We start from the raw sequence: 14,172 nt of genomic DNA on the forward strand, positions 1-14,172 counted from the left end.
ATGGCCGCTTGCCTGATGGCAGGCGCCCTGCTGTCTCCATACGTTACGGCAGCACCGATTACCATCGGGCTGATCATCAAAAATGAAACCAATCCGTTTTTCCAGAAGATGAAGGAAGGCGCCGTCCTCGGCGCCACCGTTCACGGCGCCAGGCTGATCACCTCCGCTGGCAAGGCAGATGACGACACTCAAAGCCAGATCGATGCCATCTCCGACATGGTGGCTCAGGGCGTCAAGACTATTTTGATCACCCCCACCGGCGCTGCAGTTTCCCCTGCCATACGCGATGCACGCGCCAAGGGAGTTCAGGTCATCGCGCTCGACTCACCGACTCAACCGCCAGATGCGGCCAATTCCCTGTTCGGCACGAACAACTACCAGGCAGGCATTCTGATTGGCCAGTATGCCAAGCAGGCCATGCAGAAGCGATACCCCGGACAGCCTCTGAAGGTCGCCACGCTGGATCTGCTTCCCGGCAACCCCACTGGCGCCCAGCGGCATAACGGCTTCATGTCCGGGCTGGGCTTGAAAGCCGATGGGGCGGAATCGACCGCGCTGTCGACAGCGCCCGAGATCGTCTGCATGGGAGACAGCTACGGTGACAGGTCCAAAGGACATGACGAGATGGTGAAATGCCTGCAGTCAAACGGCGGCATCAACCTGGTGTACACCATCAACGAGCCGGCGGCGGCAGGTGCCTTTGAAGCGCTGAAAGCGGCGGGCAAGGAGCGCAACGTGCTGATCGTCTCGGTGGACGGCGGCTGTCCCGGCATACGGCTGGTGGAATCGGGGGCAATTGGCGCGACGGCACAGCAATACCCCCTGACCATGGCGGCAATGGGTGTCGATGCCGGCGTGGCATACGCAAAACGCGGTGTCATGACGGCCGGCTATGTCGACACGGGCGTGTCGCTGATCAGCGCAAAAGCCTTGCCTGGCGTGCCCAGCAGGTCTGTGCAAGCAGGCCTGGAGGCTTGTTTCGGACCAAAATAATAATAGACCACTACCCTGCTGACAGTGCCTGCCATTTTAGTTCATGGATGGTTGTGATTATCATAAATAAATGATGAAGTATGGTTCAAAAAATAAAACCTGCCATATTCGGCGCAGGGGGAATTCTGGCGGTAGCTACTGCAATCGGCCAGAAAATCGGACGCTCGCTAGTGCCCCTGCGGCAGCAAGGATGACAAGAGCGTCACAACATGACTATTACAACCACTATGCGCAAAACCTTCCGATATCCGATTTTCGTCTTGCTCTGTACTGCGGCATTGTCTGGCTGCGGTGATGATGTCAAGGCCGGATACTTCCACAAAGATAGAGATGAAGCACTCGCAGGCGTTGAAAAATTCCGTGCTCTCTCGAAAAATCAGGACTACCCAAGCCTGTATAACTTGGGTTCAGCCGCAATGAAGGCGTCAATATCGAAAGACCAGTTCATTTCCGCAGCCCAGGCCTCAAGGGCTCAATATGGAGAATATGAATCTTCTGTTCTCGTCGGGTCGTCTTGCTTTCCGAACGAGGTCCGGTTGGTCTACGACGCAAAATACCAAAAGGCAAACGTGAGAGAACATATGATCTGGTCGGTGCCTGGCATCCAAGTTGAGTTGACCATGTACCAAATCGGAGCCGGGCAAGATCAATTTGACAAGACATCTCAAGTCGGCTGTCCGGTTCTATAGTCAGAAATTCCGCTCTGAGCAGAAAGACCTGTCTCGACAGACCCACAATGGGGCGGGTCCTGTCTTCCGTGGCCGTTCGTGAGTTTTGCAGCCGAACAAGCTGCCTTACCGTGATCATGCTGTGCCGGAAGGCCGGGTTCGGCAAGAAGCGGCGTTTAGACTTTTACATAAAAGGATTCCATGAGCGATTCAACCGAAAAAAGACATGGCAAATTCGTAGGCGTTGGAATTTGTCTTGGAGTTGCGATTGGATGTGGAATTGGCGTCGCGATCGGCAACCTTGCTTTAGGCATTGGCCCGGGAATCGCAATTGGAGTTGTTATAGGCGCCTTGATGTCGAAGTCTCGGCGCTAATTTTTTTTTGCACTTGACCGTCGAAACAAGTTTCTTGTTCAGATCAGGGCTGAAAGGCTGCTTTGGGGCCACAACGGCGTGTCGCCGCGGCCGTAATATTTTTGCAACGGCCACATGCTATGCCGGCCCGACCAGCCGAGAACGGCCAAAAGTGGCCGCATTGATATATCTTGATTTATGCGTTTTCGACAGCTACCGATAACTCCCGTCCAATGACTCCAGATTTCCACTTTACACTTGAACCTGACTGGCGAACGGTACCGTTAGCATTCTGGGTTCATGTACCAGTAGCTGGGTCAGTTACGGAATTTGTCCCATCTGCTCCTGTGGAAGTCTTGCATAAAGGCTACATGGTTCTGCATATTGAAGCTGCCGACGTAGATCTGCAGTTCAGCTCCCTGGCACAGTTGGACCATTTCATTGAAGTGATGGTGGCAAGACCGCTTCCGACCAGTCGCCAGCTATCCAGGAAACGTGAGTTGCCAGTCGGGCCGAATAGTCACTGGTTAAGCCGTTTTCCAGCGAAGTTGAAGGCTCCCAAGGAACGGGCAAAGCTGGTCCGCAAACTGCAGGCTGTGCGGGAGCACTTGTCGCCGTTGGGCGACGCATGGCACAGGCTCCCCGGGCTCACTCCGGCCCGCCATTCCTGATCTTTAAAGCGGCACCGCATTGCGCGGTGCCGCCAGCAAGTCCTATTTGGCTTTTTCAGCCGCTGCCGCCCCTTCCGGCAGCGCAAAGGCAATCAAGGTATCGCCCATCTTGGTCCCCAGCGAACCGTGACCACCGGCCATCACCACCACATACTGCTTGCCGGTCTTGTCGGACACATAGCTCATCGGCGTAGCCTGGCCGCCGAATGGCAGGCGGGCTTTCCACACCACTTTGCCGTTGCGCACATCATAGCCTCGGATATAGTAGTCGAGCGTGCTGCTGAGGAAAGCCACGCCGCCGCCGGTGGTGCTCATGCCGCCCAGGCTGGGTACGCCCAAGGGCAGCGGGATCGGCACGGGGGCGCTGTCCATGGTGGTGCCGTTTTTATGCATCCACACTTTTTTCATGGTGCGCAGGTCGACAGCGGCCACATAACCCCAGGGCGGCGCCTGGCAAGGGAAGCCCAGCGGCGACAAAAACGGCTTGATTTCAACGGCGAACGGCGTGCCGGTCTGCGGCTGCAGGCCCATTTCGGTACCGCTGCCGCCCTTGGCGGTGGCCTGGGCGCGCGGCACCAGACGTTCCAGGAAGCCCATGTAGTCGGGGTTCAGCAGCAGCAACTGGCGTCCCGGATCGACGGCAGCACCACCCCACTCGAAAATGCCCAGCGGGCCAGGCGAGATAATCGCGCCCTTGATCCTGCCCGATGCGACGGTTTGCGGCGTGAATGGCCCTTCGTAGCGGTGCTGGCGGAAAATGATGCGGCAGGCCAGCTGGTCGAACGGCGTGGTGCCCCACATATCGGTTTCGCTGATGTTTTTCTCGGGCAGGAAGGTCAAGGCCGAGAATGGCTGGGTTGGCGAGACGCGGTCGCCGGCGGCCACGTTGCCTGTCGGTACCGGCTTCTCGGGCGCGGGCACCACCAGGCTGCCGTCGCGACGGTCGATCACGTAAATATCGCCGCGCTTGGTGGTGGCGACCAGCGACGGTACCTTGCCCTTGAGCGTGTCGATATCGACCAGGGTGGGCTGGCCGCCGATATCCATGTCCCAGATATCGTGGTGCACGGTCTGGTAGACCCAGCGTACTTTGCCGGTGGCGAGGTCGAGCGCGACGATGGCGCTATTGTATTTTTCGCCGTTCACGTTGCGGTTGCCGCCCCAGGTGTCCGGCGTTTCATTGCCCATCGGCACATACACCATGCCCAGTTTTTCATCGACGCTGGACACGCCCCACGAATTGGGCGAGTTGTTGGTATAGGTCTGGCCGGCCACGATGGGTTCGGTGGCGTCCGGTTTCGACGCATCCCAGTTCCACATCAATTTGCCCGTGACAGGGTCGTAGCCACGGATCACGCCGGATGGCTCTTCGGTCGAATCGTTGTCCGTCACGCTGGCAGCCATCACGATCATCTTTTGCGACAGGGCCGGCGGCGACGTCGGCATCAGGAAACCGCGCTTTTTCATCGCCATGCCGTGGTACAGGCCGATCACACCGTTTTCGCCAAAGCTCTTGCAGGCGGCACCTGTATCGGCGTTGACCGCGATCAGGGTCGCGTCCATGGTAGGCGCAAAGATGCGGCGCGGGCATTCCATGGTGGCCGCTTCCGGCGCGGGATTGTTCTTTGCCCGGCCCGCGTTGACGTCCCAGTAAGACACGCCACGGCAGATCATATGCTGGTAGCTGGCCGCATCGCGGTTGATTTTCGGATCGTGGCGCCAGATTTCCTTGCCCGTATCCGGGTCGAGCGCGATCACGATATTGTGCGGTGTGCACAGGTACAGCATGCCGTTTACTTTCAAGGGCGTGACCTCGTTGGCGATTTCCACCGGATCGGTCGGCCCCTTGAAGTCGCCGGTATGGAATACCCAGGCCTGCTTCAGTTGCGACGCGTTGGCCGGCGTGATCTGCGCGGCCGGCGCATAACGGTCGCCATAGCCGGAACGGCCATAGGCCGACCAGTCGTTGGGGGCGACGCCAGGCGCAAAGTCGCCCTGCGGCGTGGCTGCCATGCTCTCGCTGGACACTTCCCCATGCAGGTTATGGTAATCCTGGAACAGCGCAAATATGCCCACGGCTGCGGTCGCCAGCACCGCCGTCAACAAGGCCTTTTTGCCTGTATCCCGGGGCGCGGCAGCGCCATCGGTGCGTTCCAGGCGGCGGCTAACGAAGGGCAGCAGCAGCCAGACGGCGGCGGCAAACCAGATATCGAGGCGCGGCAGCAGTTGCCACCAGTCAAACCTGACCTCGAAAATCGACCAGATCAGGGTAGCGGCCAGCAAAAAGGACAGGAAGGAGCGTGCCGTGCGGCGGCCTTTGCACACCAGCGCGCCGGCAACCACCATGCCGAGGCCGGCCAGTATGTAATACCAGGAGCCTTTCAGGGTCAGCAGCCAGATGCCGCCGCCGGCCAGTACCAGCCCCAATAATATAAAAATAACACCGGTCACCAGCAATAGTGGGCCGGGCCGCGCGGAGGCAGAAGCAGAGTCGTTCATGACGGTCCTGGTCAGGAATGGATAAGAATATCCATACTATCGCGATAATGATTTTGCCGTCGGAAGTCTGTTTTAGCGTGCGCCAGCCCTACCCTTCACGGCCGTCGACCCTGGGCTGCCACAAGTAGGGCGCGTATGTCACGGCATACAAGATAAACGCAGCAGACCAGCATATGCCTGCCAGCAGCAGGGCTGGCAGCGCCAGCGAGGCCGGACCCACGGCCGCCGCCAGTCGCGCAACCGCGCCCAGCTGCACCATCCAGTACATCAGCGTTTCAGCCCTGCCCGCCTTCAGCGGCCGGCCAGTATGGCCCAGGGTGGTACGCGTCATCATGCCGATGACCAGCCCCGCCATCGACCCCACCGTCAGCGCATGAAACGCCGCGCTGGCCGGCAGCCACTGCAGGCTGGCTGCGGCCAGCAACGCAAAGCCGATGGCAATCCAGCCATATGACAGATGCAGTATCCACAGCAGCGGCACGCGCAAGGTGCGCTGCGGCTGCCAGGCCAGCAGATTGGCCAGCGACATGGCGCCGGCGGCAAGGCACACAGGCGCCGTGACGACACCCGGCGCGCCAGCGATCCACGCGACGCTGGCCGCCGCCATCAGGCCAACGGCCACCAGCGCCCGTTTCGGGCTGGCCACCGGCGTGCTGCCGGGCGCCCCATTGCGGGTAAACATGGGTATCACGCGCGCACCGATCACCGTTTCGATCAGCACGATAACGAAAATCGCCGCCTGCACCGGAATAAAATACGACAACGCCAGCATGCCCATCACCGACGCGTGATACAGGCCATTGGCAAGCGTCAGCAAGGCCAGCAGGCCGACCAGGAACAGGTTGCGGTGATTGCCCGAGCGCTGCAACACCATAAACAAGGGCCATGCCGACAAAGGCAGGAACAGCATGTCGATCACAGCTGCCACGGACGCAGTTGCCGCCAGCATCGCTACCCTGCCCGCCAGCCACACAGCCGCCAGCGCCATCAGATGCCAGCCTTGCGGCGTCGGCAGCCCGGTCCAGTTGCGCCCCGCCGTAAACAGAAAGCCGACCACCACCGCCACCGCAAAACCGAACACCATCTCATGCATATGCCAGCCCATGCTGACCTGCAGCATGCCGGTGTTGACGCCCATATAAGTGGCCAGCCACAGCGGAATACTGACGGCCGCAAACAGCGCCGCCAGCAGGTAGAACGGGCGAAAGCCCAATTGCCAGACAGGGTGGCCAGGCTGCCAGGGCAAGGCACTGCGAACAGGGGCAGGAAGGGAGGGTTCACTGATCGGTGTAATGGCCATAACGCGCTCGCAATTAAAGATATATTTCACATGCTACTTTAAAAGCGCACTTGTCGGTATCGGCAAGAATGACTAGGGCTATAATCCCAGCCTCACCATCATTATTACTTTTATCATGCTGCAGATTGCCTTCGAATCTCCCGACCAGCCCGAGATCATCTCTCTGATCGCCGACCTCGATGCCTATCAGCTGAGTCTGTATCCGCCAGAATCCGTGTATGCGCTCGATTTGCAGACGCTGCTGCAGCCGCATGTAAAGTTTGCGGTGGCGCGCGATGCCGCCAACGCCATCGTCGGCTGCGCGGCTCTGGTGCTGACACCTGCCTACGGCGAAGTCAAACGCATGTATGTAAAGCCCGAAGTGCGCGGCCTGGGCGCCGCAAAGAAACTGATGGCGTTGCTGGAACAGGCAGCTCGCGATGAGGGCTGTCCTTTGATGACACTGGAAACGGGACCGTCGCAGCCGGAGGCGATCGCGCTGTACCAGCGCCAGGGGTTTGAGCGCTGCGGGCCGTTTGGTGATTACCGCGACGATCCGCTCAGCGTGTTCATGCAAAAGTCTCTGCGCTAACGCGAAACTTTATGGGTTTTGCCCATCATAGGCCTCGACGGCAACAGGAACAGCGGCTATTACCACCGCGCCAGCGGCAGGCAAACCCAGCAGGACCGCACTCAGCACCTCCTGCCTTGATGCACCATGCGATTTGGCCGACAGCACATGAAATGGAATGCCCGAGGTATTGCCAGTAGAGGCCAACACGGCGATATAAGCCAGCTCTTCGGTCTTTTTATCGAGCGCGCTGGCGGCATCGAGTGATTTGGCCACTTGCAGCCACGCCGCCGCATGCGCCGGCGCTTCTTGCATGAAACAGGAAAATGCGCTTGAGACGCTCATGATGTCATTCCTTTCCAGAACGGATTGTCATGTGATGTGAAAAGTCCGAACAGCGGCTCATAACGCTGGCCGTCTTCAGCGACTACGTTGCAGTCGCCGGCGTGCACACAGTCATGCAGCAGGCTGACCGGGTCGGCCAGCACAGGAATGGCAAGCTCCCGCATGAGGCGTTGCGTGGCGGCCAGCAATTGTTCGTCGTCGGGGCCGTCCTGTTCCAGCAGGCGGGCGGTCCTGCGCATTTCTTTCAGATTGCCATTGCTCGAAAATTTGAGCACATCCTGCCAGCCTGGCAGCGCCATCATCATGGCAAGCAGCGCTGTCAGGTTCGGTGCAAGAGAGCCGGCCTGGCCTTCCGAACTGGCGTAAAGAATGGGGCGCTGTTCGATCTCGCCGTCTCCATAAGCGAGGAAAACACCACCGCTGCTGTCACCGGCAAGCACGGTAAATGCCTGTTGCGGCGCCAGTTTGATCCAGGAATTGTCGCTGGCAGCGCGGCCCGTATCGAAGTCGAAGTGTCGGGCCAGATCGTGCGAAACCGATACTGAGCTCTGCAGATCGTCCAGAGTAATCATGCCTTTCCCCTTTACAGATGACGCACTTGCGCCGGTGGCGTTTCCCAGTTGTCGTTTTTTCCGTCCATATACGTGATGGGAGCAGCTGACAGTTCTTCCGCCGTCACGTCATCAAGACAGGCAAGGTTGACCGCGTAGAATTTCCCCCAGCGCGGCGACTGGCCGATGCCGAAAGGACGCACGCCGCAATGCCGGCAAAACAGATGCTGCTCGGTCTTGCCCAGGAACTGATACAGACTCAGTTCCGCTTCGCCGGCCAGCAGCCGGAACGCCTCCGGTTGCACGATGGCCGACCATAACCTGAGCTTGGCGCAGATCGAGCAATTGCAGCGGATGGTGAGGGCACTGAGGTCGATATCCGCTGCAAAGCGCACCTGCCCGCAATGGCAACTGCCGTGACTGGTTTTCATCCACCCTCCTTTACCGTTCAATGCACTGACTGTAACAGGCAAGGCAGCTCAACGGCTGGTCAATTGCCGGCTAATGTCCCGTAATAGAAAATATCGGTGTGTGGTGGGGCGCCTTGCGCATGGCTGGATGCAAAGCGCAACACCGCTCCCGTACTGGAAAGCACCAGCACCCAACCACCTTTGACGACGATCTGATCGAAAGGATTGGAGTTATCGGAGACGAAAATCCAGACCGGCTGGCGCTCCTTCACCGACTCCAAGACAACAACGCCTGCCGAACCATGCTCCATCGCCTCGCCACACTTGACAAGGTATTTTCCGCCATGCAGTTCAACTTGCGCCAGGATGGCGACGTTGAGCCAGTTTGTGCCGTCCCAGTGGCCACCGCTCCCACCCAGCCCCTTGTCGCCAATCGTGAACAACGCGCCGTCCACATCAATGAGTCCATTGACGTCTGGAACTTCCTGCTGCTGCCATTTTGCAATGATCACCGGGATGCCTGCGTCGAAGTCAAGAAAGGTGCATGGTAGCGAGAACTGTGGCCGCCGGGACGCAGGTTAGCGGACATCGCACCCTCACTTCCCCTGCCGATGCTCGACCGCATACACGGCCGCCTGCACCCGGCTATTCAGGTTCAATTTTTTCAGCACGTTCTGTACATGGATCTTGACCGTGCTTTCGGCCAGGTCCAGCGTGCGGGCGATGCCCTTGTTGCTCTCGCCGCGCGACAGGCAGTCGATGATTTCCTTTTCGCGCGGGGTCAGCTTGTCCAGTTCCGAGGCCGGTTCCTCGCGCCGCGTGCCGGCCTGCAGCTGGGCCACCAGCTTGCCCGTCATGGCTTCGGCAATCACCACTTCGCCGGCGGCGGCGCGGCGTATCGCGCGCACCAGGTAGTCGGCGTCGATATTCTTGATCAGGTAGCCGCAGGCACCGGCGCGCAGGGCGGTGGCCAGGTCGTCGGCGTCCTCCGAAACGGTCAGCATGACGATGGCGGTTTCCGGGCAATCGTGCTGCATCAGTTGCAGCGCTTCCACGCCCGACATGCCGGCCATGTTCAGGTCCAGCAGCACCACATCGGGCTGCAGGCGGATCGCCAGCTTGATGCCTTCGACGCCGTCGGCCGCCTCGCCCACCACGGAAAAATCGTCGTGGCGCTGCAGCAGCGAGCGTATGCCGCTGCGAAACAGGGCGTGGTCGTCGATCAGCATGACGCTAATGGGTTTGTCGGCGGTAGTCATGGCGTCCTTCTTTTGGTGTTCAGGCGGCCCGGCGCTGTTCGCGCGCCAGGTGCAATTCAATGGTGGTGCCGTGTCCCGGCGCGGCATGCACGTCGAAGGTGGCGTTGATACGCTCCGCCCGTTCGCGCATGATGTGCAGGCCAACGTGGCTTTCACCTTTTTCCAGCACGGCGCAAGCGTCGAAACCGATACCGTTGTCGCTGACGGTCAGAGTGAAGTCCTGGTCGTCGGCCAGCCGCACTTCGACATGGCTGGCCTGCGCGTGCTTGCGGATATTCGACAGCGCTTCCTGCACGATGAATAGTAACTGCAATTGCTGCTCGCGCGGGAATGGCGCGCCATCGACGTCGGCCAGCAGGTCGGCGGCGATGCCGGTCTGGCGGCGAAATTTGTCGAGCGCGGCGCGCAGGGAGCCGATCAGGTCGTCCTCCATCAGGCGGCTGCGAAAGTTCAGCAGCAACTCGCGCACGTCCTCATAGCTCTCCTTGATGCCGGCCTGCAGCGCTGGCACGATGTCTTCCACCTGGTCGTAGCGGGCCTTGCGCACCGAGTCGTCCAGCATCTGCACCTGCAAATTCAAAAAATTCAGGCTTTGCGCGATGCTGTCGTGCAGGCCTTGTGCCACCAGGTTGCGCTCTTCCGACACGGCCATCTCTCGCTCGCGCGCGGCCAGGCGCAGGTTTTCCAGCGCAATGCCCAGCAACTGGCCCAGGGTTTCCAGCAGCGCCAGCTCGCGTTCGGAAAACACGCGCGCATGGCGGAAATGCAGGTTGAAGAAACCCATGTGCTGTTCATGCGCGTGAATCTGAAACACGGAGACAGTGGCAAAGCCTTCGCGGTGGCATTTCAGTTCGTGCGCGCGGTCGATGCGGCGCATGTCGTGGACCCTGGCGACGTTTTCCCGCACGGCGGTGCCGCACAGGCAGTCGCCCACCTTCAGGCAGTGTTCGGACGCCACCAGCTCTTCCGACAAGCCTGTATGCACTACCATGTGCAGGTTGCCCCGCTCTGCGTCCAGCACGCGCACGGTGGAGCCGTCGGCCTCGAAGTACGACACGATGCGCTCCATAAAGCCGCCGCACAGCGCTTCGAGCGGCTGCGGGCGCTGCAAAAAGGCGGCGCTTTCGTACAGCAAGGCCAGTTCGCGGTTGCGGTACTCGAGGGTGGCGGTCTTGCTGCGCACGCCCTCTTCCAGGTTGCCGTACAGGGCCTGCAGGCGGTCAGCCATCTGGTTGAAGCCACTGGCCAGCTGGCCGAATTCGTCGTTGCTGTCGACCGCCAGGCGCACGCTGAAATCGCGCTCCTTCATGCGCTGCATGCCCAGGCGCAGCCGCGTGACGGGCTCGATAATGAGCATGAACATCAGGTAGATCATGCTGACCGTGCCGATGATCGCCATGCCGACCAGGATCAGTTGCGAGCCGCGCAGCCAGAAGGTGCGCTGTTCGCTGTCGCGTTCGATCAGCCGCACCAGCTGGTCGACCTGGCTGGCAAAGCCCTGCGCCTGTTGCTCGAACAGGCGCGCCTGCGCGGCGGAGCCGACTGTCAGCGCGGCCGGGCGCAACTCGCCCTGCCAGGCCTGGACGATGCGTTCAAATTCGGTCTTGATGGCGGCGGATGGCGGCAGGAACAATGGCCGTTGCGGATCGCCCTGGCCAATCTTGGCCAGCATCTCGTCGACCAGCAGCACCTGTGGCTGCACGCCGGCACGATTCTGGCCGCTCACCAGCAGGGTCAGGCGATAGGTCTGCATGCGCAGCCGGCCCGTTTCATTGATGGCGGCCGAACTGCCTTCGAGCTGCCAGGACAGGAACAAGGTGCAGCCAATCGCCGTCAACGCCAGCACCAGCATGCCCAGCAGTGCGCCAACGATCTTGGTCGATAGTTTTTGCCAGGAGGAGATCATTTGATTGAGGCTCATGCTGTTCCCGCTGTTCCTGTTAAGTGCCGGTTTGTTCCTCGATTGCCATCAAGTCAATGAGATTGCTCTAGCTATCAGCAGAAATCCGGGGTCAGACCCGGCGGGTCTGACCCCGGTCGTTTGCTCAGCCGCCGGTTTGCGCCATGAAGCGGATGATCTTGTCCGGCCGCGTATTGAAATCATGCTGCTGCGGCTTGCGTTCGATGGCCAGGCGGATGGCCGCTTCCAGTTCCGCGTCGCTGGCCCCTCCGCGCAGCATGGGGCCGAAGGCGAATTTTTCTTCCTGTCCCAGGCACAGGTACAAGGTGCCGTCAACGGACAGGCGCACCCGGTTGCAGGTTGCGCAGAAGTGCTGCGACATCGGCGTGATAAAGCCGATGCTGGCCTGCCCGTCTGCGGTCGACAGGTAGCGTGCCGGCCCGCCACCGAGTTCTTGCGCCTGCGGCACCAGGCCGAATTTCTCGGCCAGGCGCTCGCGCACGTCACCGAGTGGCATGTACTGCGTGTTGCGGCCGGTGCTGCCCATCGGCATCGCCTCGATCAGGCGCAGCATGAAATGCTGCTCGATGCAAAAAGCCGCCATGGCCTCGATCTGGTCGTCGTTGACACCGCGCATAGCCACCATATTGATCTTGATCGGATCAAAACCTGCCGCCTTGCCCGCCACCAGGCCGTCCAGTATCGGCTGCAGGCTGTCCCGGCCGGTGATTTTCTCCATGCAGGCGCGGTCCAGCGAGTCCAGGCTGACGTTGATGCGACTGACCCCCGCCGCGCGCAACGCCACCGCATGGCGGCCCAGTTGCGTGGCATTGGTCGACAGCGACAGGTCCTGCAGCCCGGGCAGCGCCGACAGGCGCGCCGCCAGTTGCGGCAGGTTGCGCCGCAACAGCGGCTCGCCGCCCGTCAGGCGCACCCGGCGCGTACCGAGGCGCACGAAGACGCCCATCAGGCGCTCGATCTCGTCGAAATTGAGCCAGTCCTTCGGCTCTTCGAAACCGCGAAAGCCCTTGGGCATGCAATAACTGCAGCGCAAGTCGCAGCGGTCGGTCACCGACAACCGTATATAGTCGATGGACCTGCCAAACCTGTCGAGCAACATGGAACTCCCCATCGCCTGCTCCTGTTTCACCATCTGATTGTAAAGCCTGGGGCCGCGCCTGGCTGTACACCAGACGCGCCGCCAGACTAGTTACTCTGGCCTATTGCACCAGAGGACTGTCCGTGCCTTCGAGCTCCACGCCGGCAATTTCGGCGCGCCCCACCAGCAGATGCAGATACTGGTGGACGGCGCGTTGCCAGGCCGCGCGCGACAGCCGGTCGGCGATCTGCGCCTGCACCGCTTCATAGGCTATCGCCTTGCCCTCGATACGGCGCAGCACCTGCACGATGTGATAGCCGAAGCGCGTTTCCAGCAAGCGCCCCGCCAGTTCGCCCTCGTCCAGCCGGAACACCAGCGCGTCGAATTCCGGCACGCTTTGCCCTGGCGACAACTGGCCCAGATTGCCACCGAGGGCACCCGAGGGGCAGTTCGAATACTGGCCCGCCAGTTCGGCAAAGCGCCCGGGCGCAGCCTTCAGGGCTTCCAACACCGCCTGCGCCGTGGTGCGCAGCAGCTCCAAAGGCGCCTCCGGCGTCACCTGGAACAGGATGTGGCGTACTTCCACCAACGCGCCGCTGCGAAACAGCTGTGGGCGCTGCGCGTAAAAAGTGCGGCAGGCGGCGTCGTCGGCCACCGGCACTTTCACTTCCTGGGCAAACAGCGCTTCGACCAGCTCGTCGTCGCTGCCGGCGCGCAAGCCCAGGCGCCGCGCTTCATCGAGCAGCAGCCGGCGCAGCACCAGTTCGTGCACCGCCTGTTTCAAGGGATTGCCTGCGCCCTGGTGATGCGGCAGTTCCTGCTCCACTTCCGTGTCGTCGATTTCGACGCCATTGACCGAAATACCCATGATGACTCTCCTTTGTTAGCGCCGGCGTACCAGCTGCCAGGTGCGACCCAGGTAGGCCACGGCACCAAAGCCGCTCCACACATGTACCAGGCGGGTGAACGGGAAGATGACGAACAGCGACATTCCCATGAACAGGTGCAGCTTGAAGATCCACGGCGCGTCGACGATAAAGCCGGCGGCGTCGCCACGCAAGGTGACCACGTGCTGGGCCCAGGTCATCAACAGCACCATCATGTGCCCATCCATGTGCGAGGCCGAGACAAAGATCGACGACAGGCCCAGCAGCAAGGTCAGCAGTATCCACAGCAGCACCAGCTTGTCCTTGAAGGTGGTGCGGGCGGCCACGCGCTCATTGCTGAAACGGCGCGCCAGCAGCATCAGGATGCCAACCAGGCACAAGGCGCCCATCACGCCGCCGGCAGCCATCGCCACCGCCTGCTTGACGCCATGGGTGACGCCCAGGGTGTCCCAGACCCAGACCGGAGTGAGCAGGCCGGCAGCATGGCCAAAGAACAGGCCCAGTATGCCGACGTGGAACAGCGGGCTGCCCAGGCGCAGCATGCCCGTGTTGAGGACCTGGCTCGATTCCGACTTCCAGGTGTACTGCTCGCGGTCAAAGCGCACCAGGCTGCCGAGCAGGAAGATCGCCAGCGCGATATAGGGATAAATCCCGAAGACAAATTGATGCAGGTAGTTCATGACCTT

At 60.8% G+C, this 14,172-nt stretch carries 15 protein-coding genes; 4 read left to right on the plus strand and 11 right to left on the minus strand.

Translation table 11 applies throughout. The annotated features are described in order from the left end of the window. Positions 1 to 15 precede the first annotated feature (15 nt). From ACQ4WM_RS00955 to ACQ4WM_RS24680, 3 genes are all read left to right on the plus strand, one after another. Positions 16 to 993, plus strand: coding sequence for a substrate-binding domain-containing protein (locus ACQ4WM_RS00955; protein WP_436544849.1), 978 nt, complete (start codon positions 16 to 18; stop codon positions 991 to 993). Positions 994 to 1,202: 209 nt separating this feature from the next. Next, positions 1,203 to 1,682 (plus strand): hypothetical protein, encoded by a 480-nt coding sequence (locus ACQ4WM_RS00960; protein ID WP_436544850.1) that lies wholly within the window; start codon positions 1,203 to 1,205, stop codon positions 1,680 to 1,682. Between the two features lie 180 nt (positions 1,683 to 1,862). After that, a complete protein-coding gene (locus ACQ4WM_RS24680; RefSeq protein ID WP_495542696.1) occupies positions 1,863 to 2,036 on the plus strand; it encodes a glycine zipper domain-containing protein in 174 nt (57 codons plus the stop codon). Positions 2,037 to 2,728: 692 nt separating this feature from the next. Here ACQ4WM_RS24680 and ACQ4WM_RS00965 read toward each other — a convergent pair. Next, the gene (locus ACQ4WM_RS00965; protein WP_436544851.1) at positions 2,729 to 5,185 is read right to left on the minus strand and encodes a membrane-bound PQQ-dependent dehydrogenase, glucose/quinate/shikimate family; all 2,457 of its coding nucleotides are present in this window, start codon (positions 5,183 to 5,185) and stop codon (positions 2,729 to 2,731) included. An 88-nt stretch (positions 5,186 to 5,273) separates the two neighbouring features. Then, on the minus strand, positions 5,274 to 6,431 hold the full coding sequence (locus tag ACQ4WM_RS00970) for an NnrS family protein (RefSeq protein WP_436544852.1): 1,158 nt from the start codon (positions 6,429 to 6,431) through the stop codon (positions 5,274 to 5,276). A 169-nt stretch (positions 6,432 to 6,600) separates the two neighbouring features. Here ACQ4WM_RS00970 and ACQ4WM_RS00975 point away from each other — a divergent pair, with 169 nt between their 5' ends. Then, on the plus strand, positions 6,601 to 7,056 hold the full coding sequence (locus ACQ4WM_RS00975; protein ID WP_436544853.1) for a GNAT family N-acetyltransferase: 456 nt from the start codon (positions 6,601 to 6,603) through the stop codon (positions 7,054 to 7,056). Positions 7,057 to 7,065: 9 nt separating this feature from the next. Here ACQ4WM_RS00975 and ACQ4WM_RS00980 read toward each other — a convergent pair whose 3' ends face one another. The 9 genes from ACQ4WM_RS00980 to narI all read right to left on the minus strand — a co-directional run bounded on the left by ACQ4WM_RS00980 (position 7,066) and on the right by narI (position 14,166). Next, entirely contained in the window at positions 7,066 to 7,380 is a 315-nt protein-coding gene (locus tag ACQ4WM_RS00980) for a carboxymuconolactone decarboxylase family protein (protein ID WP_436544854.1), read from the minus strand. Continuing rightward, complete coding sequence (locus tag ACQ4WM_RS00985) at positions 7,377 to 7,952, minus strand: hypothetical protein (protein ID WP_436544855.1); 576 nt, start codon at positions 7,950 to 7,952, stop codon at positions 7,377 to 7,379. The genes ACQ4WM_RS00980 and ACQ4WM_RS00985 overlap by 4 nt, the downstream gene beginning before the upstream one ends. 11 nt (positions 7,953 to 7,963) lie before the next feature. Then, on the minus strand, positions 7,964 to 8,362 hold the full coding sequence (locus ACQ4WM_RS00990) for a GFA family protein (RefSeq protein ID WP_436544856.1): 399 nt from the start codon (positions 8,360 to 8,362) through the stop codon (positions 7,964 to 7,966). 59 nt (positions 8,363 to 8,421) lie between these two features. After that, positions 8,422 to 8,853, minus strand: coding sequence for a hypothetical protein (locus tag ACQ4WM_RS00995; protein WP_436544857.1), 432 nt, complete (start codon positions 8,851 to 8,853; stop codon positions 8,422 to 8,424). A gap of 84 nt (positions 8,854 to 8,937) precedes the next feature. Continuing rightward, complete coding sequence (locus ACQ4WM_RS01000) at positions 8,938 to 9,600, minus strand: response regulator (RefSeq protein ID WP_436544858.1); 663 nt, start codon at positions 9,598 to 9,600, stop codon at positions 8,938 to 8,940. A gap of 19 nt (positions 9,601 to 9,619) precedes the next feature. Then, the gene (locus ACQ4WM_RS01005; protein WP_436544859.1) at positions 9,620 to 11,521 is read right to left on the minus strand and encodes a type IV pili methyl-accepting chemotaxis transducer N-terminal domain-containing protein; all 1,902 of its coding nucleotides are present in this window, start codon (positions 11,519 to 11,521) and stop codon (positions 9,620 to 9,622) included. Positions 11,522 to 11,645: 124 nt separating this feature from the next. Next, the gene (gene moaA, locus ACQ4WM_RS01010) at positions 11,646 to 12,632 is read right to left on the minus strand and encodes a GTP 3',8-cyclase MoaA (protein WP_436544860.1); all 987 of its coding nucleotides are present in this window, start codon (positions 12,630 to 12,632) and stop codon (positions 11,646 to 11,648) included. A gap of 88 nt (positions 12,633 to 12,720) precedes the next feature. Further along, entirely contained in the window at positions 12,721 to 13,467 is a 747-nt protein-coding gene (locus tag ACQ4WM_RS01015; protein WP_436544861.1) for a peptidylprolyl isomerase, read from the minus strand. Between the two features lie 15 nt (positions 13,468 to 13,482). After that, entirely contained in the window at positions 13,483 to 14,166 is a 684-nt protein-coding gene (narI, locus tag ACQ4WM_RS01020; RefSeq protein WP_436544862.1) for a respiratory nitrate reductase subunit gamma, read from the minus strand. Positions 14,167 to 14,172: the final 6 nt, after the last annotated feature.

Source organism: Janthinobacterium longum (genome assembly GCF_051380735.1).
Classification (GTDB): domain Bacteria; phylum Pseudomonadota; class Gammaproteobacteria; order Burkholderiales; family Burkholderiaceae_D; genus Janthinobacterium.